Here is a 16,850-nt window from a genome sequence, read left to right as displayed (position 1 = left end):
AAAATCCCCCTGTACTGTGTGATTGGTTACAAGCACAGTATAGGGGGATCGCACGTTTCAAAGGTCGCGCAGCAGGCGACAAATTTTTCAATGGCGAGGTGTTTGTCTGAATAGCGTTCTTCGCATGTATTTGGGATTGATGACAAAAATATAAACCAAGCACACGCCCAGCACAGCCAGCGTTCCCGCCATCCCGAGCTGAAAACGGAAGCCGGCCCAGGCGATTACAGCCTGAAGCAGGCAGTAACACAATTCGATCCTGTTGTTTTTCCTGCGCTGAGCCAAGTCTTTCTCGTAGTTCAAATTGAATGCCATCCAGATGGAGCATGCGGCCAGAGGGATCAGTTTGACGGCGAGAATCACAGCGGCAGGCAGTCCGTATTCTGACGGCGGCATCGGCTGAATGCAAATATTCAGCGCCGCGGCCTGGCAGATAATTGCCAGCAGCGTCAGATTTTTGTGCAGAATGGTCCGGTCCTGCTTTTCTTTGGCGCCTGCGCCGGCCAGCTCGTCCAAAGAAACTCCGTAAAGAGATGCGAGCGCCAGCAGATTTTCAGACGAGGGCAAGCTCTTTCCACTTTCCCACTTGGTCACGGCCTGTCGGCTGACTCCCAAAAGCTCCGCAACTTTTTCCTGGGAAAGCCCCTGTCTGAATCGGCACTCCCTCAGTCGTTCGCCCACTGTCATGGTGACCACCTCCTAGGGGCATTGTACCCAAACAACCGGCATTTTTCTACCAACTGCCCGGCAACAATCGGTTGCATGCCCCTCAACAGGCCACAATCTCCCCATGTAACATCCTGTCAGCCTTTTCGCAAAATCTGCTCCATTGCTTTTCCTTTGGCCAGTTCATCCACCAGCTTGTCCAGCCGGCGAATTTCGCGCATCACAGGATCTTCGATCTCCTCCACCCGAACACCGCACACCTTGCCTGTGATATACATACGGTTCGGGTTCATGGCCGGCGCGTTGCGAAAGAACTCGCCATAGCTGACAGAGGACTGCTCCAGCCGGGCAAGGTCCTGCGCTGTGTATCCGGTGAGCCACGCGGTCACCTGATCCACTTCCTGCCGGGTACGGCCCTTTTTCTCGGCCTTATTCACAAGCAACGGATAGAGCTTGGCAAAGGGCATCTGTGTTACATCGGCACGGGGCATCGCGTCAACCTCCCAACAGGCTCTGGTCAAACGCAAACAGAGCCTCGTTGATTTCAAAAATATTGTAATTTTGATGTGTGATAAAATATTCCACAATGATGTCGAACTTGCTGGCATGAGAAAAGGCAAATCCCGCTTTTTCCAGCAGTTCCCGGGCTTCTTCCAGCGGCAGTTCCAGAGCAACGGCAAAGGCCATGGCAGTGGGTTTGGATGGCTTGTAATGAACATCGGACCGAATTTTTGAAAAGAGTTTTCGGTCAATATTGGCCCGTTTGTAGCACTGAACATCGGTGATACCGCATTCGTCGATCTTGCGCAGCAGCATCTGGGAAAAACTCTCGTCCAGCCGGTCCAGCGCTTCAGCCAGAGATTCGGGCGCAGCTGCGGCAGGTGAAGCGGCAAGCACCATGGCCTGCCGGCTGTGCTCCGCATGGAGATCCGTATGTTCTTCCACATAGCGGTCATCAATGTAGGCGGTGATGTCGTCAAAAAGCTTTTCGCCAATGGCACAGGCGGCCCGGTCGAAGATGACCAGATAAACCGTCATTTCATGGGAAAGCAGAAAATCGCCAATGGTGTCCACCGCAACCTGGAAGGCCTGCTCTCTGGGATAGCCGTACACCCCGGAAGAAATCAGGGGAAAAGCCACGGTCCGGAAGGAATGGGCCGCCGCCAATTCCAGAGAGTTCCGGTAGGCAGAAACCAGCAGCTGTCGTTCTCCCGCACCGCCGCCGCGCCAGACAGGGCCCACGGTGTGGATGACGTAATCGGCAGGCAGCCGATAGCCTTTTGTTATTTTGGCCTGGCCGGTCCTGCATCCATCCAAAGTCCGGCACTCTTTCAGCAGATCCGGCCCGGCGGCGCGGTGAATGGCGCCGTCCACACCCCCGCCGCCCAGCAGGCTTTCGTTGGCAGCGTTCACAATGGCATCCACTTTCATTGTCGTAATATCATTTCGCACAATGTGCAGCGGCATAGCGGTTCCTCCTTTGGCTTGGCACAATCAAAAATCCACGTGATAGTTTTCGTCGATCAGAATGTACTCTGCACCGTATTTACGGCACATCTCCAGCGTTTCGGTATTGTCACGCAACAGCGTTTCCATGGTACAGGACGAATCGTCCAGTCGATGCTCCACCACCCCGGCGTATTGTTGAATATCCCGGTAATGGCGGCGGATGTACCCCTCGCTCATCACCAGGCAGCGGTACCGGATCTGCTCGCGGTACTCCGCCGGAAAATCTTTTTCCCAATCAAAGGGGATGTAGCATCCCTCCACAATAAGGTTTTGTTTGTTTTCGATGGCGGTTTTGATGATCTCCCTCACCACCGGCCACAGATAATCTGTCAATTCCCGGTCGCTGCTCACAGGGGTGAGCGATGTATATCCGCTTCGGATCAGGCCCATTTTCAAATGGTCAATGGAAAGATAAGGATATCTGTATTTTTCCAGAAGCTTTTGCGCAAGGGCGGTTTTCCCCGTATGCGATGCTCCCGCAATCAAAAAAATCATATCGCTTCCCCTCTCTGCATCGATGTGACAGGCTTATCATAGCATGGGCAGTCTCATCTGGCAATGCACGCAACGCATCTAAAAAAAGGCCTTCCGCTGCGGAAGGCCTTTCGGTCTGCATCTCTGTCAGGTGGAAAGGTTTACATCATCCCATTCAACGGCACCATCACAGCCCGCCACCCAAAACAAACCCCGGTGGCGTTCCATCACAACGCCTGCATCCAGGCTCTGCGGCGCGGTGCCCTGCAACCGGGCCTGATTGCAGCACCAGTGAAGGCGATAAATCAAATCCGCCGCATCCAGCAGCTCTGACTGCGGACGAAGGCGAGCAGCCTGTATTAGCTGCTCCATCCCATAATGCTCGCGCATGATGCCGGCAGCACGCGGCACATCACAGATGCGGTCGGGCCAGGGCAGTTCATCGGTCAGGCCCAAGGCCCATTCCATCACCCACACATTTTCATACTGCCACGCAAACTGGATCTGTTCCATCCTGCTGGAAGCCGGATTTTCCAGATACGCCCATTCCTTCGGAGAAAAGAAATCCTCCGCCTGATAGGTCTCAAGAATGGGCTGCACATATGCTCTGGCCTGCTCGTGGTCCAGCGGGTCCTCCTCGTCCAATCGACATTCGGAGTACAGCGCTACCACCAGCAAAGCCACCGCACGGCGGCACACCGCCTCAACCGTGCGTGCGCTGCCCGGCCAGATGACCGGCAGCTCCTCGTTCACCGGAAGCTGCCGTGCACGCAAAATTTCCATCGAACGTTTTTTCCGCAGCAGCAGTTCCGCCGGTGTCTCGTTCCAGACAGGCTGCGGGCATAGGTCCATGGGCGGAAGGGTTGCCTGCGGGTCAGCAGCCCCATTCCAATCCAGCAGCAGGCGAAAGTTTTCGTCGTACACACTGCCTGAGAGGTCCGTCACCAGTCCCCGCACCGCTCTTGCGCATTCGCACGCCACACCCGTAACGGACTCACTCATCCGGGGAAGGTCCCGCCCGACGCAGGATGCATCCATCCGGACCACCCCGCCACAGGAATACAGCCTGTCCAGCAGGGCCTGCGCTCTCGGCCCCGGGCTTTGAACCTTGCCGTACCGTACAACAAGCTTCCGAATCCATGCCGTGGTCTGCCTTTCCTGCTCATCCCATCCTGCACAGGAAAGGCAGGTGAATGTAATTTCTGTCTGCGCATTGCGGAGAACCAGGCGGCGGGGAGCGGTCCGCTTTCCGCTGGGGAAAGCCAGTTCCAGCAGGTTCATCATCGGTTCGCATTGTTCCACCGGACACAAGATCAAAAAAGTGCGATCCAGAGTTCTTTTAACAAAAGGAAGCCGCATAGGGTTCTCTCCTTTCACCGTGCCGTTTCTGCCCCGTGCGTACGGCGCAGCTTTTCCAGAATGACTTCGTCGGCAGGGCAGAACGGATACTGGTCGATCTCTTCCACCGTGATCCAGCGCAAATCGTTGTGCTCCAGTTTTTGAAGCTCTCCCTGCAGGATTTTGGCATGGAACAGCGTCAGATGCACGGTCAAGTCCGGATAGGCATGGGTCACTTCCATAAAGATGTCGTCCACCGCCACGGTCACCGCCAATTCCTCGCGGCACTCACGCGCCAGCGCCTGCTCCTTGGTTTCCCCCGGTTCAACCTTGCCGCCCACAAACTCCCACAGCAAACCCCGTGCCTTGTGTGCCGGGCGCTGGCAGATCAAAAAGCGGTCGCCCTGCCAAAGCAGAGCTGCCACTACCTCCACCGCTTTTCCGGTGACCGGGCGGCACAGCGGCAGCACATAAATGACCGGCTCTTCGTATGGGTGAACCGCGCGAACAGCTGCCAGCGTCTCTTCCAATCGATCGGCACGGCATACGGTCTCCAATTTCCATTCCGGTGCACAGCACATTTCGCCCACACGCCCCGTGTGCGGCTGTGCGCCCTCCAAAGGTCTCCAGCAGCCGGTAACCGGGCTGCAGGACATGCAGCCCTCGTAATTGCCGATGCGGCCCGCACCCGCCTTTTGCAAAGCGGCCTGCACGGGCTTTAAATGGCTTTCCGGCAAAAAAATTTCCAGCTTGTATTCCTCCGCACACATGGCTTGTTCTCTCCCCTTTTGAATCCTGGCCCGGATCCGGTTTTATTTCAGCCGCGCTCCGTCCCGAAACGCATTGCCCACTTTTTCGCCCAACTTGCGATACGTGTTATTGACCGGGTCAAAGGTGATGGGCGCCAAACGGTCCGGGTCGATTTTCCCGTCCGGTCCCAGAATGCGCTCGTCGGCACTGACGTTCACGATCTCGCCCACCAGGCGCCCTGTCTGCGGGTCATAGCTGCGCAGCCGGCATTCCACCGCCATGGGCAATTCATCGATCAGCGGCGCATCCACAAATTCCGAAGCGCTGGTGTGAAGCCCGGCTTTTGCCAGTTTGTCCGGCACATCGTTTCCGGAAACGATGCCCACATAATCGCACTCCGTCACATGTGCCGCATCGGCCATGCTCACTGTAAAGGCCTTCCGCGCCAAAATATTCCGGGTGGTTTTATGCCCTGCACTGATGCACAGTGAAAGTTCCTGATCGTCACTGATTCCGCCCCATGCGGCATTCATGGCGTCGGGAACACCATTCTCGTCATAAGTACCCAGGATAAATACCGGCTGCGGATAGGTCCAGGCCTTTGCTCCAAAATTCTTTCTCATGTCAATCGCTCCTTTTCTTTCATCGGTTACTCGTTTCGATGCCGCCGTACACTCCAATACAGCAGTGCGGCCGCGCCAACCCCGGCCAGAGCCAGCGCGGGAAAATAAAAATTCTGCGGCAGCCGCGCCTGCGCCGGATGGCTGAAAAAGCACACGGCCACGCTGCACAAAAGAAGCAGTCCGGAGACCGCCATTCCCGCAGCGGAAGGATCTTCTCGCTGCTCCAGCTGGTTTTCCCAGCCTCTCCTCCGCTCCAGTTCCCGAATGAGCCAGTCCTCATCCTCGTACCCCTTCAAAACGGTACAGCCGGACCGGAACACGCGGCCGTTTTTCCGCACCTGGCAGATCAGCGCGTAGTCATGGGGATTTTCGCGCATACGCTCTACTTTCAGCACTTCCATCGCACCCGGCGGCACGGTCTGTCGATTGCGGATGCGTTCCAGCCAGCGCTGTGCATCGGCCTCCTGCGCAGCCGCATGCCAGGTGGCGCCCATCACACTTCTGCCGCGACACAAGGTCCGTGTGTCTGCCCAAAACAAATGGTCCTGTTCGTCCAGGAAGAAAACAATGGCGTCTCTTGCAGACCGGCGCCCCAGCCGTACTGCCAGTCCGATGAGCAGAGCCGTCACCGCTACGCACAAAAACAGCGACCAGGTGCGCATGGACATGCCCCGGCGAATCATGCAGACCGAACCGCCTGCCGCCAGCAGAACGCCCAAAAGCGCGATTCCCAGGCTGCCGCCCATGGTGTGAAGAAAATGATTTCTGCCCGCCTGAATCTGCGGGGACATCCAAATCTTCATAAAAGCCCCTCCCGCTCTCTTTCATCATACCCCGGAAAAAGCACGGATGCAATCTTCCCACTGTAAAACTTTTCAAAACAGATTTCTCTTTGAAAAGCAGCCGCGGTGTGCTATCATAAGGACAAATCGATGTGCTCTTTCAAGCACATGCGCAAACAGTTTGCTTCACTGGAGGGGTTGGATGATCGTCTGTTTTTCAGGCACCGGAAACAGCCGGTACTGTGCTCAATGCCTGGCGGAACACTTAAACGATACCACACTGGACGCATTTTCTTTCCTTCGGGACCAGATTGCCGCTGAACTGGCCAGCGAAAAGCCCTGGGTCTTTGTGTGCCCCACATATGCCTGGCAGATGCCCCGCGTGTTCGCGGACTTCATTCGCGCGGGCCGCTTTTCCGGCAGCCGGGATGCTTATTTCGTTCTGACCTGCGGCGGTGAAACGGGCAACGCCGTGCAAAGCATTGCCGCACTGTGCAATGAAAAAGGCTTCTCCTTTAAAGGCCTTCTGCCCGTAGTGATGCCCGACAATTACCTGGTTTTGTTTCCTGCGCCGAAACCTGGCGAAGCGGAAGAAAAAATTGCCGCCGCGCTGCCGGTGCTTCAACAGGCAGCCCAACAAATTGCCGCGGGAGAAACGCTTTCTTCTCCCCGTGCCGGAATTCTGGATAAATTGAAATCCGGCCCGGTCAACCAGGGAATGTACCGCTTTTTCATTAAAACCAAGCCCTTCCGAACCACCGATGCCTGTGTGAGCTGCGGCAAGTGTGCCTCGCTCTGTCCGCTGGGGAATATTGCCCTGCAGGACGGACGGCCCATCTGGGGCGAACGGTGCACGCATTGCATGGCCTGTCTGTGCGGCTGCCCCGCCGGCGCCATTGAATACGGAAAGGCCACGGACGGAAAGCGCCGGTATCAGTGCCCGCCGTACAAAAACTGAGCGTTTTTCATGCAAATGCGCTCTCCGAATGATTGCCCAAAGAGCGGAACCTGACGGTTCCGCTCTTTTTTATCGCTCCTGTCCGGACGCGCTTACATGCACCGGCACCGGATGACGCGCGTAATGATCCTGCGCATAGCGCAGCACCTGTGCCGGCAGGGATTCATCCGCGCAATAAAGCGGCACACACCCGTACAGATACCCCGCACAGGGCAATTCCAGCCGCCGGATGCGGATATCCGGATTGGTCACCCGCAGCGCCATGGCAGAATTCAGCGTAGCGATTCCCATGTCTTCGTGCATGGTGTTGACCACGTCCAGATTGTGGCTGGATGCAAGACGCACATGCGGGTGGATCTGCGCCAGCGCACAGCAATAGTCAAAAAACTGCCGCAGGGCATTCTCCGGGGAGCCCGTGAGCAAAATTTTTCGGTCCAGCGCACGGAAGTCCAGCGGCCCTGCCTCAGCCGCCAAAGGGTGCGTCTTGTGCATGGCCGCGTACATGTAGTCCCCCGTGACCCGGCAGGTACGGAACAGATTTTCCGGGAATGGATTGATGAGAAACGCCACATCCAGCTGGTTGTGCAGCAGTTTCCGAATGCATTCCGCTTTGCTCCACTCCTGAATTTCCACCAATACGCCCGGGTGCTGTCTTTGAAACTCCATCAAAAAATCCGGATCGCCTGCACTGGAGATTCCAAAGGCAAATCCCACCCGCAGCAGCGACCGGCGCTCCGCCGGAACCAACAGCGCTTCCGACGCCCGGTAAATCTCCGCGATCTGCTGGTAATACGGGTACAGCAAATGAGCTGTCTCCGTGGGCTCCACGCCCAGGTGGCTGCGCTCAAACAGACGGTTGCCCAGCTCTTTTTCCAAGGCTTGAATCTGACGGCTCAGCCCCTGCTGGGTAATGAACAGCCGGCGGCTTGCCTTGGAAAAGCTGCGGTCTTCGTACAACGCCAGGAAAGACTCGATGGCACGCATCTGCATAAGATCCCCTCCGTCGCTCTTTGTTTTTATCATACAACAAATTGTTGTATGGTTCAACGCAAAGTTGTTGTTTTACACCCAACCGGGCAAATGATACAATTACCATAGAAAAAAGCGTAAATTCTTGTGGAAAATGGAGGAGAAAACCATGGCTTTCCAGGTAATTGAAATCAAAAAAAGTGTGCTGGACAGCAACGACCGGGAAGCGGCCGTGCTGCGCGGCCAGCTGAAGGAAAAGGGCGTGTTTCTTCTGAATCTGATGTCCAGCCCGGGAAGCGGCAAAACCACCACTCTGATGAAAACCATCCCGGAGCTGGCCAAAAAATGGCGTGTGGGTGTGATGGAAGCGGACATTGACTCGGATGTGGACGCGCACACCATCAGCGCCACCGGCGCCCGTGTCATTCAGCTTCACACCGGCGGAATGTGTCACCTTGATGCCGCCATGACCAGGCAGGGTCTGGATGCACTGGGGACGGACGGACTGGATCTGGTGATTTTGGAAAACGTGGGCAATCTGGTATGCCCTGCGGAGTTCGACACCGGCGCATCCAAAAGCGTAATGATCCTCAGCGTGCCCGAGGGTGATGATAAGCCGCTGAAATATCCTCTGATGTTCTCGGTGTGCGACGCGCTTCTGGTCAATAAAATCGACGCTTTGCCGATGTTCGACTTTGACATGGATGCAGTGCGCCAGCGCGCCCTGCAGAGAAACCCGGACATTCAGGTATTCCCCCTGTCCGCCAAAACCGGCGAGGGCATGGATGCCTGGTATCAATGGCTGGACAACGAAATCCGCGCATGGAAAAATCTTTAATCCACAAGGAGGCAGAGACAATGGCTGTGCGAAAAAACATTCTGAAGCTGGCAAAGAAAATCAGCGGCTCGGTGGCAATGCTGGTCAAGCTGGATGAAAACGCCCCTGAGTACAAGGTTCTGAACTGCGTCGTGACCGACGAAATGGCCGAGGTTGCCCTTGCACTGGAACTGCGCAAACCGCTTCCGCTGGAGACCATTGCCAAACGTTGCGGCAAAACCCTGGAAGAAACCAAAAAGCAGATGGACCGGCTCACGGAGGTGGGCGTGGTTATTTTCCACTCGGAAAACGGTGTGGATGTGTTCGAGCTGCCGGTATTCGTGCCCGGCGTCATGGAAAAAATGATGAACAACCGCGCCCAGTGCGAAAAACATCCGGAAATCCCCGCGGCATTTGAGGAGTACGCCCGCCTTCGCGGAGAGCTGCTCTCGCCCAAACTCCCGGTGGGTGCGTCCCCCATGCGCGTCATTCCCATTCAGAGCGCCATTGACGGTGACAGCCACAGCGTGCCGTATGAGCAGGTCGCCACGATCCTCAACAAAAGCACGCGGTTCGCTGTGGCCGACTGCTCCTGCCGCACTTCCCGCCGCCTGCTGGGACAGGGCTGCGGACATCTGGAAAAAGATATGTGCCTGCAGCTGAACTCCGGCGCGGAATACTGCATTCGCACCGGGCGTGCCCGGGAAATCACCCGGGAAGAGGCCTTTGAGATCATCCGTAAGGCCGAGGAGAACGGTCTGATGCACTCCGTGCCCAACATTGACGGCGGGGAGACCTATGCCATCTGCAACTGCTGCGGCTGCGGCTGCTATGCCGTGCGCAATGCGGCCTACTACAATGCGCCGGACATGGTGCGTTCCAACTATGTGGCGCAGACAGACAGCGAAAAGTGCGTTGCCTGCGGACAGTGCGTGGAAAACTGCCCGGTCAACGCGTTGAAGCTGGGTCAAAAGCTGTGTGAGACCCCCAAACAGCCGGAGATGCTCTCTCCACGTGATCATGTGTGGACCGACAAGCACTGGAACGTAAACTACCGCGAAACGCGTGAAGATGTGACTCCGGAGGGCACCGCTCCCTGCAAGACCGCCTGCCCCGCACACATCGCTGTACAGGGATACATCAAGCTGGCATCCCAGGGCCGGTACCGGGAGGCGCTGGAGCTCATCAAAAAAGAGAACCCCTTCCCCGCTGTGTGCGGCCGCATCTGCCCCCGCAGCTGTGAGAGTGCCTGCACACGCGGCGGCCTGGACGAACCGGTGGCCGTGGACGAGATCAAAAAATTCATCGCCGATCAGGAATTGAACGCCGAACACCGGTTTGTACCGGAAAAAGCGCACGACTACGGCAAATCCATTGCTGTCATCGGCGCGGGACCGGCGGGCCTCAGCTGTGCTTATTTCCTGGCGGTGGATGGCTATAACGTGACCGTATTTGAAAAAGAGCAGACTCTGGGCGGCATGCTGACCATGGGCATTCCGGCGTTCCGGCTGGGGCGTGAAATCGTCAACGCGGAAATTGATATTCTGCGGGAACTGGGTGTCGTCTTCCGCACAGGTGTGGAAGTGGGCAAAGATGTGACGCTGGATCAGCTGCGGCAGGAGGGTTTCGAGGCCTTTTATGTGGCCATCGGCGCCCAGGGCGGCCGGAAGCTGGGGCTGGCGCAGGAAGACGCACAGGGCGTTGTAGCCGGCGTGGATTTTCTGCGCTCGGTCAGTCTGGGCCATCCCACACCGCTGTCCGGGCGCGTGGTCGTTGTGGGCGGCGGAAATGTCGCCATTGACGTAGCCCGCACGGCTGTTCGGGAAAATGTGGATTCTGTGGACATGTACTGTCTGGAGAGCCGTGAGGAGATGCCCGCGCTGGAAGAAGAGATTGCCGAGGCCGAGGCGGAATCCATCCCTGTGCACAACGGGTGGGGCCCCAAGGAGCTTCTGGTGGAAAACGGCCGCATCAAGGGCGTGGTGTTCAAACGCTGCACCGCTGTCTATGATGCCGAACACCGGTTTGCGCCGCAGTACGACGAACAGGATACCATCACAGTAGAGGCCGACTGGGTACTGCTGAGCATCGGTCAGGAAATTCGCTGGGGCAGCCTGCTGGACGGCAGCGCCGTGGAATTGGGCCGCGGCCGGACCGCGCCGGCCGATCCTCTCACCTATCAGACGGCTCAGAAAGACGTGTTTGTGGGCGGTGACTGCTTCACCGGTCCGAAATTTGCCATTGATGCCATTGCCGCCGGTAAACAGGGAGCCATCTCCATTCACCGCTTTGTGTGGGAAGGCGTCAGCATGACCGCCGGCCGGGACCGCCGGATTTATAAAGAATTCGACAAAGCCGCGGCGGATCTGGAAAGCTTTGACCGCATGCCGCGCCAGCGCCCGCTGCGCAAGAAAGAGGCCGCCGCAAGCTTTACCGATGACCGCTGCACCTTCACCGAAGAGCAGATGAAACGCGAGACCGAACGCTGCCTGGGTTGCGGCGCGGTGCAGCTGAACCAGGAGATGTGCATCGGCTGCGGGCAGTGCACCACCAAATGCAAATTTGACGCGATTCATCTGGTCAAAAAATATCATGTGGAGTACAATACCTTCGAAGGCATTCCCCTAAAACTGACTCCCAACATGATCAAGCGGGTAGGCAAAATCGCCGTGCGCTCCGTAAAGGACGCCGTGTCCGGAAACAACGAATAAAAGGAGGCCTTCTCATGCACGAGCTGGGTCTGGTGTTTGAAATGGCCAAGGTCATTGAAGAGGCTTTGGCGGATGAAAACGTGGAGGCCGTGAATACCGTGGTAATGGAGATCGGCGAAATTTCCTCGGTGGTTCCGCATTACTTTGAATCCTGCTTTCCGGCGGCCCGGGAGCGACCGCTCCTGCGGGATGCAAAGCTGGAGATGAACATCATCCCCGCCGTGGGCCGCTGCCGGAACTGCGGCGTCACATTCCCCATTGTGGAAAACAAAGGCTACTGTCCGGACTGCGGCAGTTTTGACAAAGAACTGCTCAGCGGGCGGGAGTTCAACATCAAGGAAGTGCGTGTGCGCTGAGAAACGCGAGGGACCAAACGGTCCCTCGTTTTTATTGTGTGTTGCCGGCTGAAAAACCTGCTGATTCCGTTGCAAAAGGACTGTTCAAACCGGGCAAATGTATGTTATAGTATTATATACGCCTAAAAATGAAAGGGGGAGTTGTGTGCCGTATCGGTTGTGTAAAAATCTTGGAGACAGCATTGCTGTGCCGCAGCTGGTTGTCGCCAAACTTCCCCAGCTGGAGGATGACTGGCTTCGGGTTGCCCTGATGGTGATTGCCACCGGAGAGACCGACCCAGCCCGCCTTGCCCGCGAACTTCGCCTGAAAAGCGTGGAAAAAGCGCGGGAAGCGCTGTTGTTCTGGAAGGGCGCCGGCCTTTTGGAAAGCTGTGAAGAGAGCAATGTGCCCGCGGGAGACATTACCGGTGCCAGCGCGGCCCGCAGCCATATGACCACACCGGAAGTGACGGCGGCAGCCCGCAACGATCCGTCCATTGCGGCACTGGTGCAGGAATGTCAGCGCCTGATGGGCGGCGTGATTACGCAGTCAGACACCAATATTCTGGTCTCCCTGTATGTGGCGGACGGTCTTCCGGTGGATTTCATTCTGCTGGGAGTGGCGCATTTTGTCTCGCTCGGCAAGCGAAGCGCCCGTTACATCGAACGCGCGCTTTTGGGCTGGCAGGCAGAGGGAATCGACACGGTGGAAGCTGCCGAGCGCTATCTCAAACTGCTGGCGCTTCGCTCGCAGCGGGAAGCCGAAGTCGCACGACTGTTTCATCTGGCAGATGCCAAGTTCACCAAGGCCGAGCGGCGTGCCATTGCTTCCTGGTACGAAGATTTTCAGTATCAGGAAGACATGATTGCCGAAGCCATTGCCTATGCAGGAGAAAAAAGCAGCGTGCGGTATGTCAACGGCATTCTGCGCGCCTGGCATTCCAAGGGCTATCAAACTGTGCGCGACGTGATCAACGACAGTTCTCTGACTGCTAAGAATGTGCAGCCCACCAATCCCAACGCCAAATCCATTCTGGGCAAAGGGCCGCGCCGCGCGCCTGTATTTAAGCAGATTGGAGGGGATTCGCCATGACCCGTCAGGAAATGATGCGCCGAGCCTTCGGCATTGTTTCAACACGACGTCAAAGGGCCGTGACGCTGGCGGACCAGCGCCGGGCGGCGGCGCGCGAAAAACTGCCGCAGTTGGAACAGCTGGAACAGCAGCGTGCACAGGCAGGGCTGCGTGCCGCGCAGCTTTCCGTAAGCGGTGCGGACCGGGCACAGATAGATCAGGCTTTGGCGGAATCCGCCGCGTGCGAGCATTCCATCGATTCGCTTCTGCGGGAAAACGGGATCGACCCCGCCCAGTTAAAGCCGGCATTTACCTGCCCTGTTTGCCAGGATACCGGCCGCCTTACCAACGGTCCCTGCCAGTGTGTGCAGGCTTTGATTCAGGAAATGTGCCAGCAGGAAGTGAACGAAGCATCCCCGCTTTCTCTTTGCAGTTTTTCCACATTTGATCTGAAGAAATATCCGGACCGCATTCTGCCGGAGCTGGGCATCTCCGCCCGGGCGCACATGGAAGGCATTTTCCACTACTGCAAAGACTATGCGGAACACTTTACACTGAAAAATCCCAATCTCTATCTGTACGGCTATGCCGGTCTGGGAAAAACCCATTTGGCACTGGCCATTGCCAATACTGTGCTGCAAAAGGGGTTCAATGTTGTCTATGTCAGCGCGCAAAACGCTTTTGACGCCATGGAAAAAGAACATTTCCGCGGTGATGAAACCAACGATACACTGACAACCTTATGCGATGCGCAGCTGCTGATTCTGGACGATCTGGGCACAGAATATCTGACGCCTTACGTCAGCAGTTGTCTTTACAGCCTGGTGAACACCCGCGTCTGCCGGCGGCTGCCCACCATCTATACCAGCAACATCGTGCTGGACGCTGACCTTCACCGCCGGTATACGGAAAAAATTGTGTCCCGGCTGCTTGGGAACTGTGAGTGCTTGAACTTTTTTGGTGAAGATGTCCGTTTGATGGACAAGTAAGTGGTTTTTACCGCGCTTTGGAGCATCCGACCCTTTGGGCGGTGCTCCTCTTTTTGTGCGGCTTTCTATTTTTCAATCAGTGAGGAGTATTTATGGAAAACAGACAGGAAAACATCATGGGCACGCGCCCGATCAACAAACTTTTGCCCAGCATGGCCTTTCCCATCATGCTGAGCATGCTGGTGCAGGCTATGTACAACGTGGTGGACAGCATTTTCGTGTCCATGGTCAGCGAAAACGCCCTGACCAGCGTCAGCTTGATTTTCCCCGTGCAGAACCTGATGATTGCCGTTTCCGTAGGCACGGCGGTGGGCATCAACGCACTGCTGTCCCGCCGTTTGGGTGAAAAGAACTATCACGCGGCCAACCGAGTGGCGAACAACGGTATTCTGGTCACTTTGCTGAGTTTTGTTGCCTTTGCCATTTTCGGTGCGCTGGGAAGCGACCTTTTCCTTGCGGCATTTACAAGCAACCCGGAAATTGCGCAGGCTGGCGCGGATTACATGCGGATCGTGACCATCTTTTCCCTTGGCTGCTTCGTGGAGATCACCATGGAGCGCATTTTGCAGGTGACCGGCAAAACCGTTTACCAGATGATCAGCCAGATGACGGGCGCCGTGGTAAATATTATTCTGGACCCGATCATGATCTTCGGCCTGCTGGGCTGTCCGAAGATGGGTGTTGTGGGCGCGGCGGTCGCCACGGTCATCGGTCAGTGGTGCGGCATGGCGGTGGCGCTGGTTCTCAACCATTGGAAAAACCATGAAGTGCGCCTTTCTTTTGCAGACATGAAGCCCCACGCACACACCATCCGCGGCATCTACCAGGTGGGCCTGCCTTCCATCATCATGCAGAGCATCGGCAGCGTCATGGTATTCGGCATGAACAAAATTCTGATTTCCTTTACCGAAACCGCAGTGTCGGTCTTCGGCGTGTACTTCAAGCTGCAAAGCTTTGTGTTTATGCCCGTGTTCGGCGTCACGAATGCGCTTATCCCCATCGTTGGTTACAACTATGGCGCACGCCAGCGCAAACGGATTACCGATTCCATTCGTCTGGCCACTGTGATGTCCACTGCCATCATGGCTCTGGGCCTGGTGATTTTCCAGCTGTTTCCTGAACAGCTCCTGCTTTTGTTCAACGCCAAGGAGGACATGCTCAGCATTGGTGTTCCGGCACTGCGCCTGATTTCGCTGTGCTTCTTGTTCGCCGGGGTCGGCATTGTGCTCTCCAGCGTATTCCAAGCATTGGGTGATGGTCTTCTCAGCTTGTGGATCAGCGTTATTCGCCAGTTGCTGCTGCTTCTTCCCGCCGCCTTTGTCTTCTCCAAGCTCGGCGGTTTGGGGGCTGTATGGTACAGTTTCCTGTTCGCGGAATGCTTCGGCTTTGCGCTGTCGCTTTTGTTCTTCCGCTATCTGTACAATAAAAAGATTCGTCACGTGGAAAGCATTCAGTTCGATTAAAAAAACAGCGTGCGCCTTTTAAGCGTACGCTGTTTTTTTAACTCCCCTTCTCCACCGAACAGGAGTTTACCAGTGCGTGACCTTTCAAAACAAAACGGCACATGGGCGTTTGCCCATGTGCCGTTTTTCATTGTAGTTCTGTCGAAAAACTTCGAGCGTTTCCTTAGTTCAGGATGACAGACTCGTCGGACGGATCGAACAGGTGCAGCTTGTTGGTGTTCAGCGCAACCTTGACGTCCATGCCGTTCTTCGCCTTGCTGGTGGGGTTCACACGAGCGGTCATCTTGTAGCCCTTATAGGTCAGGTACAGATAGATCTCGGAGCCCATCAGCTCGGAAACTTCCACGTTCGCAGTGATGGTAGCGTCTTTGTGTTTCTCCAGGAACTCCTCGTCGTCCTTGATATCCTCAGGACGGATACCGGCTTTGATGGTTTTGCCCAGATAGGCATCCAGTTTCGCGGTGTTGGCCGCGGCTTTGGCCGGGTTGATGAGCAGTTTGTCGCCGCCCAGATCCACATAGTAGTTGCCGCCCTCTTTGACCAGGGTAGCATCCAGGAAGTTCATTTGCGGAGAGCCGATGAAGCCCGCCACGAACATGTTGCAGGGATAATCATACAGGTTTTGCGGAGTATCAACCTGCTGCACAATACCGTCTTTCATAACCACGATGCGGTCGCCCATGGTCATGGCCTCGGTCTGGTCGTGGGTAACATAGATAAAGGTGGTGCCCAGTTTCTGGTGCAGCTTGATGATCTCGGTGCGCATCGCAGTACGCAGTTTCGCGTCCAAGTTGGACAGAGGCTCATCCAGCAGGAAGACTGCCGGGTTACGAACCATGGCGCGGCCCAAAGCAACACGCTGACGCTGACCACCGGACAGAGCCTTCGGTTTGCGGTCCAGCAGGTGCTCGATGTCCAGCACGCGGGCAGCCTCGCGAACGCGTTTGTCGATTTCATCCTTCGGGGTTTTGCGCAGTTCCAGACCGAACGCCATGTTCTTGTAAACCGTCATGTGCGGATACAGCGCGTAGTTCTGGAACACCATCGCGATGTCGCGATCCTTCGGGGGAACGTCGTTGACCAGACGGTCGCCGATGTACAGCTCGCCTTTGGAAATCTCTTCCAAGCCAGCGATCATACGCAGGGTGGTGGATTTACCGCAGCCGGAAGGACCGACCAGGATGATGAACTCTTTGTCTTCGATTTCCAGGTTGAAATCGGTAACAGCCTGCACATTGCCCGGATAGATTTTGTAGATGCCTCTGCAGCTAATGCTTGCCATGGGACCTTACCTCCATTGTAACTTCAATTTTGCATTTTATTGACGTCCTTGACAGACCTCTTTTGCTTTAATATAATAATAACAAGCTATTTTTCATTTGAAAATAGTAAAA

General features: G+C 56.1%; 17 protein-coding genes. 7 read left to right on the top strand and 10 right to left on the bottom strand.

What is annotated here, in order from left to right; translation table 11 throughout:
* Positions 1-87: 87 nt before the first annotated feature.
* The 8 genes from ACKTS9_RS14345 to ACKTS9_RS14310 all read right to left on the bottom strand — a co-directional run bounded on the left by ACKTS9_RS14345 (position 88) and on the right by ACKTS9_RS14310 (position 6,163).
* Complete coding sequence (locus tag ACKTS9_RS14345) at positions 88-687, bottom strand: helix-turn-helix domain-containing protein (protein ID WP_349214885.1); 600 nt, start codon at positions 685-687, stop codon at positions 88-90.
* Positions 688-803: 116 nt separating this feature from the next.
* Positions 804-1,157, bottom strand: coding sequence for a DUF2200 domain-containing protein (locus ACKTS9_RS14340; protein ID WP_349214886.1), 354 nt, complete (start codon positions 1,155-1,157; stop codon positions 804-806).
* 4 nt (positions 1,158-1,161) lie between these two features.
* Complete coding sequence (locus tag ACKTS9_RS14335; protein ID WP_349214887.1) at positions 1,162-2,133, bottom strand: O-acetyl-ADP-ribose deacetylase; 972 nt, start codon at positions 2,131-2,133, stop codon at positions 1,162-1,164.
* 27 nt (positions 2,134-2,160) lie between these two features.
* On the bottom strand, positions 2,161-2,670 hold the full coding sequence (locus ACKTS9_RS14330) for a zeta toxin family protein (protein WP_349214888.1): 510 nt from the start codon (positions 2,668-2,670) through the stop codon (positions 2,161-2,163).
* 126 nt (positions 2,671-2,796) lie between these two features.
* Positions 2,797-4,008 (bottom strand): DUF4272 domain-containing protein, encoded by a 1,212-nt coding sequence (locus ACKTS9_RS14325; protein WP_349214889.1) that lies wholly within the window; start codon positions 4,006-4,008, stop codon positions 2,797-2,799.
* Between the two features lie 14 nt (positions 4,009-4,022).
* Positions 4,023-4,421, bottom strand: a complete 399-nt coding sequence (locus tag ACKTS9_RS14320) for a (deoxy)nucleoside triphosphate pyrophosphohydrolase (protein WP_349214895.1) — start codon at positions 4,419-4,421, stop codon at positions 4,023-4,025.
* Positions 4,422-4,799: 378 nt separating this feature from the next.
* Entirely contained in the window at positions 4,800-5,360 is a 561-nt protein-coding gene (locus tag ACKTS9_RS14315; RefSeq protein ID WP_349214890.1) for a flavin reductase family protein, read from the bottom strand.
* A 26-nt stretch (positions 5,361-5,386) separates the two neighbouring features.
* Positions 5,387-6,163: a hypothetical protein gene (locus ACKTS9_RS14310; protein ID WP_407881600.1), complete on the bottom strand. Its 777-nt coding sequence runs from the start codon at positions 6,161-6,163 to the stop codon at positions 5,387-5,389.
* A 181-nt stretch (positions 6,164-6,344) separates the two neighbouring features.
* On the opposite strand from ACKTS9_RS14310, the gene ACKTS9_RS14305 reads away from it, so the two are divergent.
* Entirely contained in the window at positions 6,345-7,100 is a 756-nt protein-coding gene (locus tag ACKTS9_RS14305; protein WP_407881598.1) for an EFR1 family ferrodoxin, read from the top strand.
* 69 nt (positions 7,101-7,169) lie between these two features.
* On the opposite strand, the gene ACKTS9_RS14300 is transcribed toward ACKTS9_RS14305, so the two are convergent.
* On the bottom strand, positions 7,170-8,090 hold the full coding sequence (locus ACKTS9_RS14300; RefSeq protein WP_407881596.1) for a LysR substrate-binding domain-containing protein: 921 nt from the start codon (positions 8,088-8,090) through the stop codon (positions 7,170-7,172).
* Positions 8,091-8,238: 148 nt separating this feature from the next.
* On the opposite strand from ACKTS9_RS14300, the gene hypB reads away from it, so the two are divergent.
* The 6 genes from hypB to ACKTS9_RS14270 all read left to right on the top strand — a co-directional run bounded on the left by hypB (position 8,239) and on the right by ACKTS9_RS14270 (position 15,456).
* Positions 8,239-8,907, top strand: a complete 669-nt coding sequence (hypB, locus tag ACKTS9_RS14295; RefSeq protein WP_349214554.1) for a hydrogenase nickel incorporation protein HypB — start codon at positions 8,239-8,241, stop codon at positions 8,905-8,907.
* A gap of 20 nt (positions 8,908-8,927) precedes the next feature.
* Positions 8,928-11,597 carry an FAD-dependent oxidoreductase gene (locus tag ACKTS9_RS14290; protein ID WP_407881594.1) on the top strand — a complete coding sequence of 890 codons (2,670 nt, stop codon included), beginning with the start codon at positions 8,928-8,930 and terminating at the stop codon, positions 11,595-11,597.
* Between the two features lie 14 nt (positions 11,598-11,611).
* Positions 11,612-11,953 carry a hydrogenase maturation nickel metallochaperone HypA gene (locus ACKTS9_RS14285; protein ID WP_407881592.1) on the top strand — a complete coding sequence of 114 codons (342 nt, stop codon included), beginning with the start codon at positions 11,612-11,614 and terminating at the stop codon, positions 11,951-11,953.
* 145 nt (positions 11,954-12,098) lie between these two features.
* On the top strand, positions 12,099-13,025 hold the full coding sequence (locus ACKTS9_RS14280) for a DnaD domain protein (protein ID WP_407881590.1): 927 nt from the start codon (positions 12,099-12,101) through the stop codon (positions 13,023-13,025).
* Positions 13,022-13,993 (top strand): ATP-binding protein, encoded by a 972-nt coding sequence (locus ACKTS9_RS14275; RefSeq protein WP_349214559.1) that lies wholly within the window; start codon positions 13,022-13,024, stop codon positions 13,991-13,993. Before ACKTS9_RS14280 ends, ACKTS9_RS14275 begins: the two co-directional genes overlap by 4 nt.
* A 92-nt stretch (positions 13,994-14,085) precedes the next feature.
* On the top strand, positions 14,086-15,456 hold the full coding sequence (locus tag ACKTS9_RS14270) for an MATE family efflux transporter (protein WP_349214561.1): 1,371 nt from the start codon (positions 14,086-14,088) through the stop codon (positions 15,454-15,456).
* Between the two features lie 163 nt (positions 15,457-15,619).
* Here ACKTS9_RS14270 and ACKTS9_RS14265 read toward each other — a convergent pair whose 3' ends face one another.
* Positions 15,620-16,738: an ABC transporter ATP-binding protein gene (locus ACKTS9_RS14265; RefSeq protein WP_349214563.1), complete on the bottom strand. Its 1,119-nt coding sequence runs from the start codon at positions 16,736-16,738 to the stop codon at positions 15,620-15,622.
* Positions 16,739-16,850 lie beyond the last annotated feature (112 nt).

Source organism: Owariibacterium komagatae (assembly GCF_045865535.1).
GTDB classification, from domain to species: Bacteria; Bacillota; Clostridia; order Oscillospirales; family Ruminococcaceae; genus Ruthenibacterium; species Ruthenibacterium komagatae.
The sequence above is the reverse complement of the archived record's forward strand: the minus strand, read 5'-3'. Positions and strand labels throughout refer to the sequence as shown.

Coding starts and splice junctions, on each gene's coding strand:
- ACKTS9_RS14315 (WP_349214890.1), bottom strand. CDS start 5,360: ATGAGAAAGAATTTTGGAGCAAAGGCCTGGACCTATCCGCAGCCGGTA.
- ACKTS9_RS14335 (WP_349214887.1), bottom strand. CDS start 2,133: ATGCCGCTGCACATTGTGCGAAATGATATTACGACAATGAAAGTGGAT.
- ACKTS9_RS14275 (WP_349214559.1), top strand. CDS start 13,022: ATGACCCGTCAGGAAATGATGCGCCGAGCCTTCGGCATTGTTTCAACA.
- ACKTS9_RS14345 (WP_349214885.1), bottom strand. CDS start 687: ATGACAGTGGGCGAACGACTGAGGGAGTGCCGATTCAGACAGGGGCTT.
- ACKTS9_RS14270 (WP_349214561.1), top strand. CDS start 14,086: ATGGAAAACAGACAGGAAAACATCATGGGCACGCGCCCGATCAACAAA.
- ACKTS9_RS14300 (WP_407881596.1), bottom strand. CDS start 8,090: ATGCAGATGCGTGCCATCGAGTCTTTCCTGGCGTTGTACGAAGACCGC.
- ACKTS9_RS14265 (WP_349214563.1), bottom strand. CDS start 16,738: ATGGCAAGCATTAGCTGCAGAGGCATCTACAAAATCTATCCGGGCAAT.
- ACKTS9_RS14325 (WP_349214889.1), bottom strand. CDS start 4,008: ATGCGGCTTCCTTTTGTTAAAAGAACTCTGGATCGCACTTTTTTGATC.
- ACKTS9_RS14330 (WP_349214888.1), bottom strand. CDS start 2,670: ATGATTTTTTTGATTGCGGGAGCATCGCATACGGGGAAAACCGCCCTT.
- ACKTS9_RS14285 (WP_407881592.1), top strand. CDS start 11,612: ATGCACGAGCTGGGTCTGGTGTTTGAAATGGCCAAGGTCATTGAAGAG.
- ACKTS9_RS14290 (WP_407881594.1), top strand. CDS start 8,928: ATGGCTGTGCGAAAAAACATTCTGAAGCTGGCAAAGAAAATCAGCGGC.
- ACKTS9_RS14340 (WP_349214886.1), bottom strand. CDS start 1,157: ATGCCCCGTGCCGATGTAACACAGATGCCCTTTGCCAAGCTCTATCCG.
- hypB (WP_349214554.1), top strand. CDS start 8,239: ATGGCTTTCCAGGTAATTGAAATCAAAAAAAGTGTGCTGGACAGCAAC.
- ACKTS9_RS14310 (WP_407881600.1), bottom strand. CDS start 6,163: ATGAAGATTTGGATGTCCCCGCAGATTCAGGCGGGCAGAAATCATTTT.
- ACKTS9_RS14305 (WP_407881598.1), top strand. CDS start 6,345: ATGATCGTCTGTTTTTCAGGCACCGGAAACAGCCGGTACTGTGCTCAA.